This is a genomic window from Candidatus Manganitrophaceae bacterium (assembly GCA_012960925.1).
GTDB lineage: Bacteria > Nitrospirota > Nitrospiria > SBBL01 > JAADHI01 > DUAG01.
In genome coordinates this window covers 73,006-92,589 of record DUAG01000046.1, presented here as the reverse complement: position 1 = coordinate 92,589, position 19,584 = coordinate 73,006, and the positions used below count along the sequence as shown (strand labels likewise).

22 protein-coding genes and 2 pseudogenes are annotated in these 19,584 nt (G+C 51.3%); 2 read left to right on the top strand and 22 right to left on the bottom strand.

Annotated features, from left to right (window positions below; translation table 11 throughout):
- Window positions 1-133 precede the first annotated feature (133 nt).
- Entirely contained in the window at window positions 134-391 is a 258-nt protein-coding gene (locus tag EYQ01_07255; GenBank protein HIE65592.1) for a hypothetical protein, read from the top strand.
- A 68-nt stretch (window positions 392-459) separates the two neighbouring features.
- Window positions 460-1,412, top strand: a pseudogene (locus EYQ01_07250) (branched-chain alpha-keto acid dehydrogenase subunit E2).
- A 38-nt stretch (window positions 1,413-1,450) separates the two neighbouring features.
- Here EYQ01_07250 and EYQ01_07245 read toward each other — a convergent pair.
- From EYQ01_07245 to EYQ01_07140, 22 genes and pseudogenes are all read right to left on the bottom strand, one after another.
- On the bottom strand, window positions 1,451-1,921 hold the full coding sequence (locus tag EYQ01_07245; protein HIE65591.1) for an OsmC family peroxiredoxin: 471 nt from the start codon (window positions 1,919-1,921) through the stop codon (window positions 1,451-1,453).
- On the bottom strand, window positions 1,921-2,721 hold the full coding sequence (gene panB / locus EYQ01_07240; protein ID HIE65590.1) for a 3-methyl-2-oxobutanoate hydroxymethyltransferase: 801 nt from the start codon (window positions 2,719-2,721) through the stop codon (window positions 1,921-1,923). The genes EYQ01_07245 and panB overlap by 1 nt, the downstream gene beginning before the upstream one ends.
- Window position 2,722: 1 nt before the next feature.
- Window positions 2,723-3,627: pseudogene (locus EYQ01_07235) on the bottom strand (5,10-methylenetetrahydrofolate reductase).
- Window positions 3,624-3,905: a hypothetical protein gene (locus tag EYQ01_07230; GenBank protein ID HIE65589.1), complete on the bottom strand. Its 282-nt coding sequence runs from the start codon at window positions 3,903-3,905 to the stop codon at window positions 3,624-3,626. Before EYQ01_07230 ends, EYQ01_07235 begins: the two are co-directional and overlap by 4 nt.
- Window positions 3,906-3,915: 10 nt before the next feature.
- Window positions 3,916-4,770, bottom strand: a complete 855-nt coding sequence (gene folD, locus EYQ01_07225) for a bifunctional methylenetetrahydrofolate dehydrogenase/methenyltetrahydrofolate cyclohydrolase FolD (GenBank protein ID HIE65588.1) — start codon at window positions 4,768-4,770, stop codon at window positions 3,916-3,918.
- Window positions 4,771-4,890: 120 nt separating this feature from the next.
- Window positions 4,891-5,472: a 5-formyltetrahydrofolate cyclo-ligase gene (locus tag EYQ01_07220; protein ID HIE65587.1), complete on the bottom strand. Its 582-nt coding sequence runs from the start codon at window positions 5,470-5,472 to the stop codon at window positions 4,891-4,893.
- A 371-nt stretch (window positions 5,473-5,843) separates the two neighbouring features.
- Complete coding sequence (gene rnc / locus EYQ01_07215) at window positions 5,844-6,554, bottom strand: ribonuclease III (protein ID HIE65586.1); 711 nt, start codon at window positions 6,552-6,554, stop codon at window positions 5,844-5,846.
- A gap of 53 nt (window positions 6,555-6,607) precedes the next feature.
- Window positions 6,608-7,849, bottom strand: coding sequence for a beta-ketoacyl-[acyl-carrier-protein] synthase II (gene fabF / locus EYQ01_07210; GenBank protein HIE65585.1), 1,242 nt, complete (start codon window positions 7,847-7,849; stop codon window positions 6,608-6,610).
- A 188-nt stretch (window positions 7,850-8,037) separates the two neighbouring features.
- A complete protein-coding gene (gene acpP / locus EYQ01_07205) occupies window positions 8,038-8,268 on the bottom strand; it encodes an acyl carrier protein (GenBank protein HIE65584.1) in 231 nt (76 codons plus the stop codon).
- A gap of 150 nt (window positions 8,269-8,418) precedes the next feature.
- Complete coding sequence (fabG, locus tag EYQ01_07200; protein HIE65583.1) at window positions 8,419-9,168, bottom strand: 3-oxoacyl-[acyl-carrier-protein] reductase; 750 nt, start codon at window positions 9,166-9,168, stop codon at window positions 8,419-8,421.
- Window positions 9,169-9,172: 4 nt separating this feature from the next.
- Window positions 9,173-10,132 (bottom strand): ACP S-malonyltransferase, encoded by a 960-nt coding sequence (fabD, locus tag EYQ01_07195; GenBank protein ID HIE65582.1) that lies wholly within the window; start codon window positions 10,130-10,132, stop codon window positions 9,173-9,175.
- Window positions 10,133-10,228: 96 nt separating this feature from the next.
- A complete protein-coding gene (locus tag EYQ01_07190; GenBank protein ID HIE65581.1) occupies window positions 10,229-11,053 on the bottom strand; it encodes an SDR family oxidoreductase in 825 nt (274 codons plus the stop codon).
- Between the two features lie 213 nt (window positions 11,054-11,266).
- Window positions 11,267-12,244 (bottom strand): ketoacyl-ACP synthase III, encoded by a 978-nt coding sequence (locus tag EYQ01_07185; protein ID HIE65580.1) that lies wholly within the window; start codon window positions 12,242-12,244, stop codon window positions 11,267-11,269.
- 55 nt (window positions 12,245-12,299) lie between these two features.
- On the bottom strand, window positions 12,300-13,325 hold the full coding sequence (gene plsX / locus EYQ01_07180) for a phosphate acyltransferase PlsX (GenBank protein HIE65579.1): 1,026 nt from the start codon (window positions 13,323-13,325) through the stop codon (window positions 12,300-12,302).
- Between the two features lie 34 nt (window positions 13,326-13,359).
- On the bottom strand, window positions 13,360-13,542 hold the full coding sequence (locus EYQ01_07175; GenBank protein HIE65578.1) for a 50S ribosomal protein L32: 183 nt from the start codon (window positions 13,540-13,542) through the stop codon (window positions 13,360-13,362).
- A 9-nt stretch (window positions 13,543-13,551) separates the two neighbouring features.
- Window positions 13,552-14,088: a DUF177 domain-containing protein gene (locus EYQ01_07170; GenBank protein HIE65577.1), complete on the bottom strand. Its 537-nt coding sequence runs from the start codon at window positions 14,086-14,088 to the stop codon at window positions 13,552-13,554.
- A 106-nt stretch (window positions 14,089-14,194) separates the two neighbouring features.
- On the bottom strand, window positions 14,195-15,538 hold the full coding sequence (locus EYQ01_07165; GenBank protein HIE65576.1) for an acetyl ornithine aminotransferase family protein: 1,344 nt from the start codon (window positions 15,536-15,538) through the stop codon (window positions 14,195-14,197).
- A gap of 103 nt (window positions 15,539-15,641) precedes the next feature.
- Window positions 15,642-16,568 carry an agmatinase gene (gene speB / locus EYQ01_07160; GenBank protein ID HIE65575.1) on the bottom strand — a complete coding sequence of 309 codons (927 nt, stop codon included), beginning with the start codon at window positions 16,566-16,568 and terminating at the stop codon, window positions 15,642-15,644.
- 122 nt (window positions 16,569-16,690) lie between these two features.
- Window positions 16,691-17,080, bottom strand: coding sequence for a hypothetical protein (locus EYQ01_07155; GenBank protein HIE65574.1), 390 nt, complete (start codon window positions 17,078-17,080; stop codon window positions 16,691-16,693).
- On the bottom strand, window positions 17,073-18,104 hold the full coding sequence (locus EYQ01_07150; GenBank protein HIE65573.1) for a Glu/Leu/Phe/Val dehydrogenase: 1,032 nt from the start codon (window positions 18,102-18,104) through the stop codon (window positions 17,073-17,075). The genes EYQ01_07155 and EYQ01_07150 overlap by 8 nt, the downstream gene beginning before the upstream one ends.
- Window positions 18,105-18,331: 227 nt before the next feature.
- Entirely contained in the window at window positions 18,332-19,321 is a 990-nt protein-coding gene (locus EYQ01_07145; GenBank protein ID HIE65572.1) for a cation transporter, read from the bottom strand.
- Window positions 19,321-19,512, bottom strand: a complete 192-nt coding sequence (locus tag EYQ01_07140) for a hypothetical protein (GenBank protein HIE65571.1) — start codon at window positions 19,510-19,512, stop codon at window positions 19,321-19,323. Before EYQ01_07140 ends, EYQ01_07145 begins: the two co-directional genes overlap by 1 nt.
- Between the last annotated feature and the right edge of the window lie 72 nt (window positions 19,513-19,584).

The window sequence follows — 19,584 nt, the reverse complement described above, 5'->3', positions numbered from 1 at the left end:
TCGTAGATTCTCCTCCTAAATTACTATATTGGAAAATTCTACTTCTGAGCACCTTTATATTTAGGGAGGATTACCCTCGGGATAGATCCCGCAAAACCAATGCCGCTCAATAGTTAACAGAAGGAGTCGCGCTTTGGCCGAACTAAAAGAAATCAGTGTTCCCGATATTGGCGATTTTCAGGGTGTGGATGTTATCGAGGTGCTGGTTCGAGAGGGTGACCAGGTTGCCGCGGAATCCCCTTTGCTGACCCTGGAGACAGACAAGGCCGCAATGGAGATCCCAGCACCCGAGGCAGGCATAATCCGCAAAGTAAAAGTAGCTGTCGGCGACAAAATATCACAAGGGGATGTCATCTTCCTCCTGAAGCCGACAAGGCGGAAAATACCCTGAAAAAGTCTCCAAGACCTGAAACTGAAGAGAAACAGGCCCCGTCTGAGACAGGACCTGTCGTTCCAAAAATGGGGACAGAAATTTTTTCTGTCCCCATTGATACGACACAACACAATGTATCCTATCTTCCATTGGCATCCCCGGTGATACGACGCTTTGCCCGTGAACTGGGCTTTGACCTAGGCCAAGTCAAAGGAAGCGGCCCATCAGGCCGTATCCTGAAAGAGGATGTTCAAAGACATGTCAAGACCACATTGAAGGAACGATCCGGAGAAGGTCCGGGGCAGCCGCCGCTTCAAATCCCGGAGATTGATTTTTCCAGATTCGGAGAAATCAGCACAGAGTCGTTGAGCCGTATCCAGAAGCTCTCCAGTATCCACCTCCATCGCAGTTGGTCTCTGACTCCACATGTCACCTAGCATGACGAAGCCGATATTACAAAGATGGAGGCCTTTCGCAAGGAGAGTCAGGGTGAGGCGGAAAAGCGGGGCGCTAAAATGACTCCCGTTGTTTTTCTCATCAAGGACTGTGTCGCAGCACTCAAAAAATACCCCCAATTCAATGCCTCGTTGTCGACAGATGGTGAGACAATAATCCTCAAACACTATTATCACATCGGCATCGCGGTCGATACCCCCGACGGACTCCTGGTCCCCGTCCTCCGTAATTGCGATCAGAAAAGCCTGCTTGAGCTGGCCGTGGAGTTAGGAGAACTCAGTCAGCGCGCACGGATTAAAAAACTGAGTCTTGATGAGATCCAAGGGGGCTGTTTCACGATTTCCAGCCTGGGTGGGATTGGGGGTACTGCCTTTACTCCATCATCAACGCACCTGAAGTCGCCATCCTCGGTGTCTCCAGGGCCAGTCAAAAACCCGTCTATCAATCGGGAAAATTTGTCCCACGGCTTATTCTCCCTTTCTCCTTGTCTTATGATCACCGGGTCATTGACGGGGCTGCTGCGGTACGCTTTACGCAATATCTAAGTCATCTCTTGTCTGACATTCGAGGATTACTCCTTTGAACCCGAATCATCCTCAATAAGAAAATGTTCTCGCTCAATCACCCCACAACAATGTTTGGCTGGATAATCGCCTCGGTTGTGATCGAATTGGCAATGAAGCATTGCGTGTGGGCCTTTTGAACGAGGGCCAGGGCCTTTTCCTTGTCTGTCCCCTCTACAACAACAATCCTGGGGCGGAGGAGGACGCGCACCATCTGCATCTTTCTCTCCTTCTTTGCCAGGACACCTTCTGCCTCATCAGTGTAAGAGAGGACGCGGATACCGGCAAAGGATGCCAGGGCGAGGTAGGTCAGCATTTGGCAGGAGGCAATTGACGCGGTGAAGAGTTCTTCAGGATTGAGTCGATTCGGATCCCCTTGATACTGTGGGGCCGCCGACATTTCAATCAGCGGTTTCTCCGGGCAAAGCACCCGGTGTGATCTTGGGTAACTCTCATAATCGAGCGTGGTTCTCCCTTCCCCTTCTGCCCATTCCAGCCGGGTATGAAAAAAAATTTCAAGTTCATGCATTAGGGGTAGCTCTCCTCTTGGGTGGGAAATTTTCCCGACTCCACATCGGATTTAAAATGACGGAAGGCCTCGGATGCAATCGTGGAAAGATCTGCGTAGCGGCGGACAAATTTTGGCTGGAAGCGGGTGGAAAGGCCCAAGAGATCGTGGAGGACGAGGACCTGTCCGTCACAATATGGTCCCGCGCCGATGCCAATGGTTGGAATCCTGACCGCCGCCGTGATCTCTTGCGCAACCTGGGTTGGTATCCCCTCCAGTACCACTGAAAAGGCTCCAGCCGATTCTACCTCTTTGGCGTCCGCCACAAGCTGTTTTGCCTGTGAAGGGGTCCGACCCTGCACCCTGTAGCCTCCCATCCGGTGAATTGATTGAGGGGTCAAACCGATATGCGCCATCACCTGAATATCGTATCGGGTCAATGCCGCAATACGGTCTGCGACCGCCGCCCCACCCTCTAGTTTGACTGCGGCGGCCCCACCCTCTTTTAAAAATCTCCCCGCATTTTCTATCGTCGCGTCTATGCCCCCCTGATAAGACATGAAAGGCATATCCCCCACCACGAGGGCCTGTTTGACCGCACGTGCAACTATTCGGGTATGATATATCATCTGGTCCATCGTCACCGGCAACGTACTCTCTTCTCCTTGAACAACCGTTCCGACACTATCCCCGACAAGAATAATTTTAATCCCGGCCTCATCTACCAGCTTGGCAAAGGGGAAATCATAGGCCGTCAGGACGGAGATTTTTTCTCCCTTCTCCTTTTGCTGCTGTATCATGGGAACCGTCATTCGATCCATTTTAACCCTCTCCCATACGATTTGAAACCGGCAGCAGACCCGCACGTTCAAGGATCACCGGGATCTGGTCTTCCGCATTGATGGCCATAATGTGAACCCCGTCACACATCTTTCGGATGGCTTCAATCGTCTTGACCGCGATCTCCAGGCCCACCTCCAACGCAGCTTCCTGTCCCGCGCGTTCCAACTTGTGAATATGTGAATCTGGAACTCGGATGCCTGGAATATTTTTCGTCACAAATTTTGCCATTTTCGCGGAGCGCAGGAGGAGAATCCCGGCGAGTATTTTTATATCAAATTTCTGGCCTGCACCATAAACTGCTCAAACAGATCTGGGTTGAACACCGCCTGCGTCTGAAAAAACCGCGCACCCGCCATGACCTTTTTTTGGAATTTCATCAATAAAGGTTCGAAGGGATCGGTCTCGGGTGTCACCGTCCCTCCGGGAAACAGGGAGGTCGACCCATTGACTACCTTTCCGACCATGTCGATTCCCTGATTCAAACCGGAAACAACCTTCAGTATTTGAACGGACTCCAGATCAAAGACCGGCTTGGCCTCCTTTTGGTCGCCCACCGTCACATAGTCCCCGGTGAGGCAGAGAACATTCCTGACCCCCAGGATCTGTGCGCCTAGCAGGTCGGACTGGACCGCAAGACGATTTCGATCCCGCCCGGTGATCTGATAGACCGGGTCATGCCCCATGTCGAGGAGAATTTTGCTGACGGCCAGGGAACTGGCCCGCATCACGGCGGCCTGATTGTCTGTCACATTGACCGCGTGGACCACTCCCACCAATCTCTCGGCGCGCGCAATGAATCGACCCATATCGGGCCCCTTCGGAGGAGGAGACTCAGAGGCAATCAAGAATTCCCCCGATTCACAGGCCTCCCGAAGAGTCTTCATGAGGATTCTTCCTTGCTTTCGACGAGCCTTGCATAATAATTCGTGTTTCTGGCCTCTTGTATTTTCAGGAACTTGTCCAGGGTATTGTCTTTTTTCATCTGGTTATAGATATTAACCCAGACACAATCCAGGTCTTCAATCACCTCACATTTTCCGCCGTCCCGAACCCCGCCGCAGGGGCCATTGACCAGTTCCTTCGGGCAACCGACAATAGGACAGATCCCCCCCGTATCCTCACAGAGATGATCATGAACACAAAGCGGATAGTTGTACTTCATCCGTAAACACCTATTTCAGTCCAATACACCATTTTGCCGACTGGAGCGTGTTCGATAAGAGCATCGCGATCGTCATCGGCCCAACCCCTCCTGGAACCAGGGTAATGGCCCCGGCCTTTTCCTGAACTGCTTCAAAATCGACATCGCCCACCAGGCGACCATCCGGAAGGCGGTTGATCCCAACATCAATCACTGTCGCCCCTTCCTTCACCATCTCCGCCTTGATAAACTGAGGTTTCCCAATCGCCGCGATCAGGATATCCGCTTCACGGCAGACCGCCGCAAGATCCCTTGTCCTCGAATGGCAGAGGGTCACGGTCGCGTGTCGATGAAGAAGAAGGAGCGCCGCCGGCTTCCCGACGATGTTACTTCTGCCCACCACCACCGCATTCGCGCCCTTTATCTCAAGCCCAATAGAATCAAGCATCTCGATAATCCCAAGCGGGGTGCAGGGAACAAACCCGGGCTCATTTGCCACCAGCTTCCCGACGTTTAGATAATGAAAACCATCAACATCCTTCTCCGGGAGGACGGCTTCGAGAATACGGCGTTCCTGAATCTGATTCGGCAAGGGAAGTTGGACCAAAATCCCATGGATTTTCGGGTCGCGATTTAACTTGTCAATCAAAGACAAGAGCTCATCTTCCGACGTGGACTCCGGCAAGGGATGCTCTTCCGAGTAGATCCCGACCTCTTCGCATTTCTTCCTTTTATTCCGGACATAGATTCTGGAAGCTGGGTCCTCTCCAACCAGAACCGCGGCCAGCCCCGGCGTAACCCGGTCGGAGATACTTTTCACCTCACTCTTCACCCTATCCCGAACCCGCTGCGAAATCATCTTTCCATCAATTCTCTTTGCCGGCACCCCTACCCTCCTTATAAATGGTAACTCTTCAGATTGCTCATTTTTTCTTCATAGCAAGACGCGAGGATTCAAGTACCGCAGCAACACCGCTGTGGAGTAAAAGGTGAGTAATCTGAAGAGTTACCTGAAATCAATCGTTCTGTCTTCTGTAATAATCTGGTTCACAGGACAATCTTTCTCCCCAACCGGGATCGACTCAAGCACCTGGAACTCGAAGGCCAATCCTATAATCTTCCCCTTTACACGATGTAATACCCGGTCATAATACCCTCCGCCATAACCGATGCGGTTTCCTTGAGCATCAAAACCAAGGCCCGGAACAATCCATAAATCGATTTCACGAGCTGTTGCTTTTTTTATAAAGGAAGGACGCGGCTGACGGATACCAAATGGACCCGGGTGCATCTGTTCGGGATTGAGACCCGACAGGTCTGAAAAGGAAAGTGACCGGCCTTCGGAATGAACAATCGGGACAATAACGCGTTTTTCTAACCGAAGCGCCTCCAGAATCATCTCGTCGGTCTGAACCTCTGTGGCATTCGACAGGTAGAAATGAATCGCGACCGCCGCTTTAAATTCTGAGGAAATCAGAAGCCGCTTTGCAATCTCACGGCTCTTTTCCAGATAGTCCGACTCGGACAACCCTTCACGAAGGAGAAGCAGTTTCGCCCGCATTTCTTTTTTTGAGGAAGCGCGCTCCAAGCAACATCCTTTCACCCCAGAAGGGTAACAATCTGCGATTCATTTTGTCAAGAAATCCTCGAAGGATACAGAGGCCGCGTTTCTTCTGTGGCCCAGAAGAAAAAAGGGAAGAGTTTTATCGTTGTCGTTTGGTAGGGTCTTATCGGGGCGCGAACATATTACTTCCGGGAGAAATGACTAGAACCAACTGGACAATATAATATCCCGCAACGAGCATCACAACAATAAAAAACAACGTTCTCATAAACTTTTGCATTAAATCCTCATTTTAAAAAGCGAAAGAGACTCTCGCAAGCATCAGATCTCTTTGCACAACTTTATCGGAAACCTTTCCGCCTGTCAACTTCCATTCATGGAAGAATATCATGCAGTTATGAAAGTTGTGGCGATTCCCGCAGTTTCTCCAGGGCTATTTTCGCGGCGCCTTGTTCGGCCTCCTTTTTGCTGTTCCCGGAACTAAGGCCGTAAGCCGCGTCATTGATCCTTATCTCGATCTCAAATCGTTTTTGATGGTCCGGCCCGGTTTCCTGAACAACCGCGTAGACAGGAAGGGTCCCGAACCTCTTTTGACATTGCTCTTGAAGTTCCGTCTTATAATCGCTCGCAAATTTGGACAAAGTCACTTCTTTTAAGCACTGCTCAAACTGCTTCAGGACAACCTCCCGGACAGGAGTAAATCCTTTGTCAAGATAGATCGCGGCAATCACCGCTTCCATCGCGTCCGCTAGAAGCGAGGGCTTCTCTTTTCCGAGCGTTCTCTCCTCTCCTCTGCCAAGGTAGAGGTAAGATCCAAGATCGATTCCCTTCGCGATTCGGGCCAGGGTTTCTTCGCTGACAATCCTGGCCTTCATTTTTGACAAATCCCCTTCAGAGGCCTCAGGAAACCTCTCCATGAGAGCGTCACTGATAATCAGGCCCAGGACAGAATCCCCTAAGAACTCAAGGCGTTCATTATCCTTGACTCCCATTTCTTTATTTTCATTCAGATAGGATTTATGCGTCAACGACTGTCGAAGGCGCACCGGATCATCGAATAAATAGGAGAGTTCTTTTTCCAGGGATTTGAGATCTTTCGGTATCATTGAAGGTAGTGGGTCCTGAAGGTACGAAGAAAGGGGCTCTTCATTGCCCTGAACTATTGTTCTTGATATTTTTTGAAGATCAGGACCGAATTTGTCCCGCCGAAACCGAATGAGTTCGAAAGGGCTGCGCCCACTTTACATTTTCGCGCCTGAAGGGGCGTATAGTCGAGATCACATTTAGGGTCGGGGTGATCGAGATTAATGGTGGGGGGAATTATCCCCTCATGGATCGCCAGAATACTGAAAATGGCTTCAATCCCTCCCGCGGCACCCAGGAGATGCCCCGTCATTGACTTGGTGGCACTGATCGGAATTTTTAAGACGTCCCCCCCAAAGACCGTCTTGATCGCCTGGGTTTCAATGGCGTCAGCCATCGTTGATGTGGCGTGGGCATTGATATGGTCAATCTCTCCGGATTGCATTCCGGCATCTTTCAGCGCAAGTTTCATGCAGCGTACTGCCCCATCTCCGTCACTCGGAGGCGACGTAATATGATACGCGTCTGAGGTCATTCCGTAGCCAACAATCTCGGCATAAATCTTCGCATTGCGCTGCTTCGCGGTCTCCAAAGATTCCAGAAGCAGGATGCCTGCACCTTCACCCAGGACAAAACCGTCCCGATCCCGGTCAAAGGGCCGGCTCGCCCGCTCAGGATCATCATTTCTCAAAGAAAGTGCTCGCGATGCCGCGAATCCGGCCATTCCCAGAGGGGTAACGGCGGCCTCGGTTCCGCCCGCGATCATCGTATCGACATCGCCATACTGAATCATTCGGAAGGCATCCCCGATGCAATGATTTCCCGTCGCACAGGCAGAAACCGCACAGGAGTTGGGGCCCTTTGCACCAAAGCGGATGCCAATCTGGCCGGAAGCGAGATTAATAATTGACATCGGAATAAAAAAGGGCGTGACCCGTTTCGGTCCTTTTTTCGTGAGGACACTGTGCCAATGTTCAATCGCCTGTAACCCACCAATCCCCGAACCGACATAAACACCAAATCGATCCGCATTGGAAGGGCTCACCTTGAAACTGGCATCATCCATGGCCATCTGACTTCCCGCCAGTGCGTAATGGATAAAGGTATCCATCTTCTTTATTTCCTTGGTGTCGACAAAATCGGCAACAACAAAATCACTCGCCTCACCGGCAATCTGACACGGGTAACCGGTCGGATCAAAACGCGTAATCCGCCCAACACCCGATTTCCCGGCACAGAGCGCCCCCCATGCCTTTTCAACACCGACACCCAGCGGTGAAACCAGACCCATTCCGGTAACCACAACCCTTCTTTTCAGAACAAATCCCTACCTTCTATAGAGGGTACCCACCGCAACAACACCCCATTCTTCTCTTAAAGAAGTCGCAACCCAGAACAGAGCAAGGCACATTACCCGCCTCCCTTAAATCAAATAAGGGGACAACACATTGTATTGAGCTGCGTTACAAAGACAGAAGATACCCTGGTTCAGGAATAACAGACAAGCTAGATTTTTTCTTTGATGTATTCAATGGCATTCTGGACCGTGAGAATCTTTTCAGCATCTTCGTCCTGAATCTCAATGCCAAATTCTTCCTCAAATGCCATGACCAATTCAACGGTATCTAAGGAATCTGCCCCAAGATCATCAACAAACGAAGCATCCAGGATAACCTTGGCATCTTCCACACCCAGCTGCTCTGAAATAATCTTCTTCACACGCTCATCAACTGCCAATTTCTTCACCTCCTTCTGGTAATGGAACCTTTCTCATGTTCCTATGGTATTCGAATCCTCACAAATGCTCTGCCGCTGCTTCGCAAAAAGACAAGAAAAGTGGCGCACAATAACGCCGTCCCCAAAATTAAGGAAGGCCCTGACATCCGTTTAGCCACTCATATACATGCCGCCATTGACGTGCAACACCTGGCCGGTCATATAATTTGATCCTTCCGATAAGAGAAAGGCGACGGCGTGGGCCACATCATCAGGAATCCCCAATCGTCCCCGCGGGATCTGCTTTATCAGGGTCTCTTTCACCTTTTCAGAAAGGGATGCGGTCATCGGCGTATCGATAAACCCAGGTGCGACCGCATTCACGGTAATGCCCCGGCTCGCGTATTCCCGCGCCACGGTCTTGGTTAATCCGATCACAGCCGCTTTAGATGCCGCATAATTAGCCTGGCCGGGATTTCCAATTGCACCGACGATCGACGAGATGTTTACAATTCTCCCGCACCGCTTCTTCGACATAGAAGACAATGCCGCCTTCATACAATTGAAGGTCCCCTTCAAGTTTACAGAGAGGACAAGATTCCAGTCCTCGTCCTTCATCCTCATCAGAAGCGTGTCACGGGTAATGCCGGCATTGTTGACAAGGAAATCGACCTTTCCCCACCGGGAAAGAACCGTAGCAAACATCCCTTTGACATCCTCCACACTGGCAACATCCACACGGATCGCCATCCCCTCTCTTCCACGAGAGGCCCATTCAGAAACCGTCTTCTCAGCCGCCTCTAAATTCAGGTCGGAGACTATCACAGTCGCCCCGCGCTCCGCAAGGAGTGTGCCAATCGCCTTTCCAATCCCTTGCGCCCCGCCGGTAATCAGGGCCACCTTGCCATCAAACTCAGACATCTCGTTATAGCCCTCCCCTCTCCTTAAAAACCGCAACCGCCTTTTCTACCCCCGCAGCATCTTGAATATTCATCACCTGAAGGCTCCGGTCGATTCGCTTTAAGAGTCCGGAAAGAACCCTTCCGGGCCCCACTTCGACAAAGAGATCAACCCCGTCTTTCCGCATCGACTCGATGGTCTCTTCCCAGAGTAAGGGGGAGGAAAGTTGGTCAACCAGGCCCGCTTTGACTTCGGACCAGCCACTGACCTTTTCTGCCCGAATATTATTTAGTAAAGGAAGCTGAAGATCGTGCCCCTCAATCTTTCTTAATTCGTTTGACAGGCGGATACAGGCATTCTTCATCAGAGGCGAGTGAGCGGGCACACTCACCGCCAATCGGATAGCCCGCTTCGCCCCCTGATCCCGTGCCAGTTCCATGGCCCTTTCAACCCCCGCGCAGTCCCCGGAAATAACGACTTGGCCGGGGGCATTAAAATTGGCGCAACTCACCGTCCTATTCTTGTCCAGTCCCGATTCTGAGGCCTCTCTGCAGAGCGCCTCAACCGCTTCCCGCTTGAGACCGATCAAGGCGGCCATCGCGCCTTCCCCCTCCGGAACCGCATCTTGCATAAACCGGCCCCGCCGATGCACTAGGTAAGCGGCATCTGTAAATGAAAGACCTCCGGATGCAACCAATGCAGTATATTCCCCGAGGCTATGGCCTGCGACGAAAGAACCGAGGCCAATAGGTTTTCCGAGACAGCGCCATATTGCAACGCTCGTCACCAGGATAGCGGGTTGTGTATATTGCGTTAAATTCAGCTGATCTTCCGGACCATCAAAGCAGAGATTCGCAACATCCCATCCCAGGGTCTTCCGTGCTTCAACAAAGGTCTGACGCGCAACATCAAAATGTGCGCAAAGATCCTTCCCCATGCCAACATACTGCGAACCCTGGCCGGGAAAGAGAAAAGCAAGAGACACCGCCTACTCCATCCTTAAAGTTAGAATAATCCGCTAAAAAGATATTGCTCAAAACCTATATGGATGTCAACAAAATTACGACAAAGAGGGGCTTGATCAATCGACGATGAATTCTCCGCCGTCCACCCCGATGACGTTTCCAGTGATCCAATGGGCCCTGGGGTGAGAAAGGAGGACGATCACTCCTGCAACGTCCTCCGTCGTCGTCAAGCGCCCACGGGGATTTTTTGCTTTCGCCATTTGAATCATCTCCTCACTGCCCGGTATTTTTCTCAGCGCGGGAGTATCTGTAACCCCGGCACGAATCGCATTGACCGAAATCCCCATCGGTCCGAGTTCGAGCGCCAACTGGCGCGTATGAGATTCAAGCGCAGACTTGGCAGCCGATACCGCACCATAGGTCTTCCAGACACGCGCACCGCCGGCAGAGGTCATGGAAAAAATCCTTCCGCCCTTTGCCAGCAAATCTCGATGAAGCATGTCCTGGGTCCAATAAATGAGACTGTTTGCCATGACGTCGAGGGTCATTTCCATCTGAGGTTTGGCAATGATCGCCTTGCCCGAGGGGCCAATGAAGGGCTTCAAGGTTCCAAAGGCCAAAGAATGAATGAGAACATGAACAGCACCGCCGTTTTCATCATCCGCCAGCCTTTTCTTCATCTCGTCCAGAACGCCGTTTCGCTTTTCCGCATCCGCCGCATTGATATTAAAAAACAGGGCCTCCCGCCCCATCTCTTTAATCGTCGAAGTAATCCGGTCCACATTAGGCATTGTTCCCCTGCGGTCCAAATGGACGCCAAAGATATCCATACCGGCACGCGCCAACTCCAAGGCACAAGCCTCGCCAAAACCGCTTGAAGCCCCAAGAATCAGCGCCCAGCCTTTAAGAAATTCATTGTTCAAGTCAACCTCCTCCTTCATCCCCAGACCTCACGATTTTAGAGTCTGAAACAATTAATTCACCTAAAAATAAACCCATATCCCATAAAAATTGGTGACTATTCAGCATGCCACTATTTTTCTTCAGGGCGAGGCACGAGGAGCACAGAACCGCAACGTATGTCCATACGTGAGGATTCGAGCACCACAGCAACGCCGCCATGGAGGAAAAGAGGGGCGTGCTGGATAGTTACTTCAATATCGGACCAAGGCCGAGGCCCACGTCAGCCCGCCCCCAAAAGCCAGAAAAAGAAGAGTATGTCCCTTCTTAATTCTCCCATCAAGAACCGCTTCATCCAATGCCATAGGGATGGATGCCGCTGATGTGTTTCCATACCGGTCAAGATTCACAATCATCTTTTCTTTCGGAATATCAAGACGGCTGGCAACGGCATTCAGTATCCGTAGATTCGCTTGATGCGGAACGATAAAGTCCACATCCGAAGGAGAAAGGTCATTCGCCTGAAGCACCTCCCTTGCAACCTCTTCAAGGTTCCGGACCGCAACCTTGAAGGTCTCACTTCCCTTCATCCGGATTGTATTGAGATGTTCCGCCAGGACCTTCTCAGATACAGGCATCGCCGACGCGCCGCCCGGCACACAGATAAGATCCCACAGCTTCCCATCTGTGTGAAGATGAACAGAAAGGACGCCGCGCTCCGAATCAGAAGGCGCCAGAACGACCGCACCGGCACCATCCCCAAATAGAATACAGGTACTCCGGTCTGTCCAGTCTGTCAAGCGGGACATCGTCTCTGAACCAATGACGAGAACGAATTGAGAGCCGCCGCTCCGGATAAATTGTTCTCCCACCGAAAGCGCATAGACAAAACCGGAGCAGGCAGCCGAGAGATCAAAGGCGGCCGCACGGGTCGCCTTCAATTTATCCTGTACAATGCACGCGGTTGAGGGGAAAAACATGTCCGGCATGGATGTGGCGACAATAATGAGATCAATCTGGTCCGGGCGGATGCCGGCCGCCTTCATCGCTTTTAAGGCCGCCTTCACTGCAAGGTCTGAGGTCGATTCATCCTTTGCAGCAATCCGCCTTTCCCGAATACCGGTTCGCTCGACGATCCATTGATCATTCGTTTGAACCTTTTCCTCAAGATCATGATTGGTCATGATCATTTCAGGAACATAGGAACCGGTCCCAACAATTTGAGCCTTCATCGGTAAAACCATATTGCCATCATTAAAAGCGCCTTACGAGAAGTCATGCGATTGATCATAACTTCTTTTCAACCAAGGGGCTGGAAAGTTGCATTTGCGTTCCAATCTGTTCTTTGATGTGACGATTCATCCCCTTCTTATGGAAATCCCTCGCAACGCGAACCGCATTCATGATCGCATGTCCCGAAGAGTTTCCATGACAAATAATGGTGATGCCATCCACGCCCAAAAGAGGGGCTCCCCCATACTCAGCATAGTCAATCTTCTTTTTAAACCGTGCAAACGAAGGCTTCAAAAAAAAGTAGCCCAGTTTTCCCATGGGGGAAGCCATAATTTCCCGTTTAAGAAATTTAATAATGGCATCAGAAAGTCCTTCAGAAATCTTGAGCGCAACGTTCCCTATAAAGCCATCGCAGACCACAACATCGGTATCCCCCGAATAGACATCTCTGCCCTCCACATTTCCGACAAAGGCGAGGGAACTCTTCTTCAACATCTTGAAGACTTCTTTCGTCAACTCGTTCCCTTTTGTGTCTTCTTCTCCAATGCTGAGGAGACCCACGGAGGGTTCCGGAATGCCCAGGATTTTTTCGGCATACATCGCCCCCATAATCGCAAACTGGAAAAGATGCTGCGGTTTGCAATCGACATTCGCACCAACATCAATCAAAACCGCCTGCCCTTTCAATGTTGGAAGAAGGGTGGCAATCGCCGGGCGTTCAACCCCGGAGAGCGGCCCCAGGACAAAGAGTGAACTCGCCATCGTGGCCCCGGTATTTCCGGCGCTGATCACAGCAACGGCTTCCGATTTCTTGACCAGTTCGGTTGCAATCCAGATGGAAGAATTTCTTTTCTTTCGAATCACAGAGGAAGGAGAATCCTCCATTTCGACCTTCTGTGAGGCATGAACGATCGATAAAGGTAGGCCCGTAGTCACATGGCGGGAGAGCGCAGTCTCAACCTTCTTTTCGTCCCCGACGAGAATGATCTCGACGTCCAGATCTCGAGCCGCCAAGACAGCTCCTTCGACGATCGTCTCAGGAGCGTGATCCCCTCCCATCGCATCCAACGCAATTTTCATAACACCTCATACAGATGGGAGAGTTTGAGTTTCCCTATATTTCTTTCACCGCGACGACTTCCCGGCCCTTATATGTTCCACAATTCATGCAGACGCGATGTGGAATGCGCGGCTCCTGACACTGGGGACAGCGCACAACGCCCGGAGTCTTCAGGCTCATATGGGATCTTCTCTTATCCCGTCTCGATTTTGATTGTTTGTGTTTTGGATGCGGCATCTTTTCTCCTTATTTGTTCAATATGTTCTTTAACTTCGCCCATCGCGCATCAGGAAGTTCTGCGGGACAGGAACAAGGCTTCTGGTTCAAGTTCTCTCCACAATGAGGACAGAGGCCGAGGCAATCCGGCTTACAGAGCGGACGCATCGGAATCGTCAGAAATAGCTGACTCCTAATCTCATCATTGATATCGATTTGATCCCCCTCATAATAATTGATCTCAAGCTCTTCGCGTGAAAGTATAAGTTCTTCTTCCAGGGGGATCTGCGGCATGGGCACATAATCAATCTGAAAATCAGACCGAACCTGCTCCACATAATGAATCAGGCAACGGCCACATTCGGAAAAAATCCCCGCTTCAATGGCGCCACGAATATAGACATTATCCTCATTATGTCTAACCGCCTTCAGCCGGACACGAATCTTCCCCTCTATAGAGACTTCTTTTTTCTCCAGGCCCCAAAGAGAAGGGTCCTCCTCGCAGGAAAGCAACAACCCCTCGCTCGGAATATCCTGAACCTTTATCTCCATTTTCATTCCGACCATCAAAACGATTGATTATAGGGAAGCACCTCTAGGCCTGTCAAACAAATTTTAGACTCCAATCCCGGGATTCGGGAGAGATCCTGTCTCAGAGGCTCACTTCCAGGGATCAGGCGACTTTCTCCTTTTCCACTTCAGTCAAGGCCTCTTCAAATAAAGAGAGCGCGGTCTCCGCCTCCTTTTTGGAAATTACAAGAGGGGGCATGAAGCGAAGCACGTTTTGACCGCAACCCAGGGTCAGAAGTCCTTTTTCAAAACAGCGTTGGACAATCCGATCCCGCTCCAAGATGGCCATCTCCTTCGTCTCTCGGTCCCGGACCAGTTCGATGCCGATCATGAGTCCAAGGCCACGGACATCTCCGATCAGGCGATGATCTTTTTTCATGATTTCCAGTCGGGCCAGGAGGAATTTTCCAATCTTCTCCGCATTTTGAATCAATCCTGTCTCCAAAAGATCAATGGTCGCGAGGGCTGCCTCGCACGCGATAGGGTTTCCCCCGAAGGTGTTGGCATGTGCCCCGGATTCCCATACATCCATCAGAGAAGACCGGGCAACCATTGCCCCCAGGGGGAGTCCAGACGCAAGGCCTTTCGCCAGGGTCATCACATCCGGCTGAAAGTTAATATGGTCTGAGGCAAACATCCTTCCGGTGCGGCCCATCCCGGTCTGGATCTCATCGACGACTATCAGGATACCAAACTCCTTCGCCAACAAAGAAAGTTCCTTTAAAAAGTGCGTTGGCGGAATGATATATCCGCCTTCTCCCTGAATCGCCTCAACAAAAATGGCCGCCACCTCTTCCGGAGGCACGATCTGCCTGAATGCGATCTCTCGGATCCAGTAAAGGGTGTGCTCTACAGAGTCCTGAGACGATACCCCCTTAAAGGGACGATAGGGATTGGGATAGGGTGCATGAACGACTCCCGGAATCAAAGGCGCGAACCCTTTCCGATGGCTCGACTTGCTTGCGGTTAAAGAAAGCGCTCCCATGCTTCGCCCATGGAATCCGCCTGTAAACGCGCGATAGTAGGGACGCCGAGACTGATAGCGGGTCAGCTTCATGGCCGCCTCGATGGATTCTGTCCCGGAATTGGTAAAAAAGACTTTTTTGGGCCCTGGACCGGGTGAAATCCGAACAAGTCCCTCAGCCAAAACCACCTCGGAGGGATAGTAGAAGTCTGTCCCCGACATATGAATAAGCCGTGAGGCCTGGGTGGTAATCGCCCGGGTGATTTTTGGATGGCAATGGCCGGTATTGGTTACCGCAATACCGGATGTAAAATCGATGAAGCGATTTCCATCGACATCGGTCATGGCACAGCCTTTGGCCGATTCAACGACAAAAGGATAACTGCGCGTGACCGAAGGCGAAAGGACGGCGTGGTCTCGGGCGACCCACTCTTTTGCATACGGACCGGGAAGTCTTTCAGGACGTTTTCGGAAGATTCTGATTGAACAAAAGGAACAGAGCGCTCTTTTCTCTTCATCGCAGGCCTCCTTTTTCCATTGAAAAACCCCGCATTGGGAAGGCGGCGTATTTACTCGCAATGTGGTCTCACATCAGAGAGATCCGTTTTCCAAGAGATCTCCTCCGTTCGACCAGGCCAAAAATCTCCATAATGATCCGGAGCGCGGCAAAGCTGGTGATATCAGAATGATCCAATGGGGGAGAGACCTCAACCAGGTCCGCCGAGATGAGTGGAAGGGGATCAAGGGCACGAATCAGGGTGATCAAATCGCGGGTGCTGAGACCCCCGCCATCCGGGATTCCCGTCCCTGGCGCAAAGGCCGGGTCGAGGGCATCGATATCGATTGAGAGATAAACATTGGAAAGGCCTTCGAACTGCTTGATAATATCTCGGGCCACCGCCTGCATCCCCCGCTCGACGATCTCATGGGCCGGGAAGACCTTCATTTTCTTGTCCTGTATGAACTGAAGCCCTTCCATCTCGAAACAACGGGTTCCGACCAGGACGGTCCAATCCGGAGAAAACTGTTCTTCCTCCATCGCACGACGCAAAGGGCAGCCATTGGAGTAAGGGGAATCACGAAAGCGATTGGAGAGATCCGTGTGGGCATCCACATAAATCAGTGCGATCTTTTCATTCGCCTGACGACTGATCGCACGGAAAACCGGGATCGAAACTGAATGGTCTCCACCCAGCGTTAGGACAAACGAGGAAGTGACCCGTCTTGTAATCTCTTCCTCGATCAGTGGATGGGCGGCAACAAAATCTCCAGTCCACTGAAGATTGCCATTGTCCCGAACCACGAGCTCCTTGAGGATTTCCCTGGTTTCGAGGACAGGAGGGATTTCAGCAGAGAGCATCCGGATACGATTCGGAGCCTCTGCAGCACCGGCTCGATAACAGGCCGCGCCGTCATAAGGGATTCCAACGATTGAAATATCTGGAATCTCCGCATCCGGACGATTCAGCCCGGCCCATAACTGTTCGGATTTCCATCCCCCTGGACGATCCATTTTAAGACCCCACAACTCCCTTCATTATACTATTTTGGAAGAGGGCTTGGGTAGCTTCAAATTCTGGCGCGGGCCATATCAGACTTTTGCAGGCATCCTGGAGAAAGAAGAAAGCAGACGATTCAAAAAATCCCGAACCCCCGCTTTCCAAAGGAGAAGGAGTCTACGGCTGAGATGATAAAAATGAGAATGTTAAACAAAACACTTTTTGGCGAATAGTTGGAAATCATATAGGAAAAAACTCCTCCGAGGGAAAAGAGGAAAGCCCTTGCGTATTGCCTCACATAGAGGTGGCCCATCCCGGCAAAGGCCAGGGATAGAAAACCGGCAACGGCCCCGCCCCTCAAGCCCTTGAGGTCCGGGAGAATAACAAAGAAGAGAAAGATCAGGAAAATAACAATCCCCCTGCCGGAGACCGGCATCATTTGTTCAGGTGAAACATAGTAAGACAAAGAAAGGATTACGCCAATGATCCCTCTCCAGACACGGTCTCCCCCCTTTAATTTACTCATTGCCCCCCGCTTCCAATCTCTTAACCGCCAATCGATTTGCCGCCTCAGCGCTTGTGATTGACGCTTTCTTCGCGAGAGAAAACACGTTCCCCAGGCGTGGCTGGATTTTGGCGATCTTTCGGTAAGCCTTCTCTTTTGAATATTCCGTTAACTCTTCGGCAATATTGATCAAGCCACCCGCGTTGATGACATAATCGGGGGCATAGAGAATATGCGCCGCGTCTAACATTGCGGCCACTTCCGGGCGCTCCAGTTGATTGTTGGCCGCTCCGGCGACAATCCGACAGGAGAGGCGCGGGATAGTCCGCTCATTAATGCTTCCGCCCAGGGCGCAGGGGGCGTAAATATCGCAGTCCACCCGGTAGATCTCGTGCCCCAGGAGGGGGTCGGCCCCAAAATCCCGACTCGCCATCGCAACCCGCTCAGGGTCCATATCGGAGACATAGAGACGGACACCTTCTTGATGAAGCAATGCGGCCAGCGCGTAACCGACCTTCCCAATTCCCTGAATAGCAACCCGCTTCCCCTCAAAAGAATCCTCTCCACTTACTTCCTGGAGACAGGCCCGCATCCCGCAAAAAACCCCATAGGCCGTTGCGGGAGAAGGATCGCCGCTTCCCCCCTCTTCCAGAGAATATCCGGCAACATATGGGGTAATCTTTCGTATCTGCTCAATATCGTCAAGACCGATGCCAACATCTTCAGCAACCAGGTAACGCCCTCTCAGCGTGGCCACATGCCTTGCGAATGCCGTCAGGCGTTCCGGGGTCTTCTCTTTTTTCGGATCTCCCCAAATGACACTCTTCCCACCGCCGAGCGGAAGGCCGCTGATAGCGGCCTTGTAGGTCATTGCCTTTGAAAGTTGAAGGACATCAGAGAGCGCCGCCTCGAACGAGGGATAGGGCCACATACGGCAGCCGCCCAAGGCAGGGCCAAGCCGTGTGTCATGGATGGCAATCATCGCCTGAAGTCCGGAAGCGGGGTCAGAACAGAACAGAACCTGTTCATGCCCGTCGCCCTTCATCTGTTCAAACAGGTTAATGGTCACCTTATTCTGGAACCTCTGATTAAGTCTCGGTTGAATTTTTCGGGAGATAGAATGTTTCGATTCAAGGCGTAAATCGCAGAGAATAGCCTGCTATTTTCAAAATTTGCAACGCAGAAGCGAGACATTTTTGCCCTGAAAAAACAATTCATGACTTATTCAGTGGTTCCTTATTGTAACGATTCAAAGCATTCCTGATTCTTTTGTTATTTCTGTAAAGGGGGTACTGTGGATGCAGCCTCAAGCTGAATCGCGGCATGGCCGATCTTGAAGCGCTGACAAAGAAGGAAATTAATCTTTCTCAACAGATGTGTCGTGTCCTTCAACGGCATGTCCCGCACCGCGACATGTGCCGACAGGGCATACATCCCGGAGGTGAGTGTCCAGACATGCACATCATGAACATCCCGCACCTCTTCGATCACCTGTACCGCCTCGGCAACACGGTCCGGATCAATCTCTTTCGGCGTGGCCTCAAGAAGGATATCGATGGAATCCATTATGAGCCGAAAAGACCAATAAAGAATCAGGAGGGAAATGGCCACACTGACCAGAGGGTCGAGAAACCACCAGTCTGTAAAATAAATGACCCCTGCCGCCAGCACAACACCTCCGGAGGAGAGCGTATCCCCCATGATGTGAAGGAAGGCCGATTTAAAATTAATGCTCTTCTCTGTCGACGGCTTCAGGAGGAAAACCGTCACGAGGTTGGTCACCAGTCCGATGAAGGCAACAGCCATCATCTCAAGTGAGGCCACCGGCTCAGGCGCATAAAATCGCTGGTAAGCGTGATAGAAAATCCAGACGGTTACCACCAGAAGCAAGAACCCGTTTAACAGGGCGGCCAGAATTTCAAGACGGTAAAAACCAAATGTTTTTTTTCGTGTTGCAGGTTGGGACGAAAACATTACGGCAAGAAAACTGATCGATAGGGCCAGGAGATGAGTCAACATATGGCCTGCATCAGAGAGAAGGGCCAGGCTGTTAGAGATCACCCCTCCGATGACCTCAATGACCATTACAACACCCGTCAGAAGAATCGCCCAGAAAAGTTTTCTCCGCGCGACTGACTCGAAGGCGAGGGCAGAGCCACTGACAGGAATCGTCTCCTCTGCGGTATGGCAGAGGTCAATCTCACAACTCGGCGCATGAAGATGAAGGGTGTCCCCTCCGCCAAAGATGTGCTTGCTGCCCATTATGGTTTAACCCAAAGCGCCTTTATCCCCTTCCAGGCAAAGTGAATAATTCCGGCGGCAAGAAGAAAGACAACCACCTTGGTCATGAGCGGGTCAGATTCATAGAAGATCACGGCAATATAGAGCAAGAACACAACTAGGACCTGGCTGATTAACAAATTCTTTACCCCGCTGCCTTTTTCTTTTGCCATGCGTGAGATATTCCCTCAACAAGTCTCGCCTGTACGTAGGATAACAAAGGGGCTTAAGGGTGTCAACAAAAG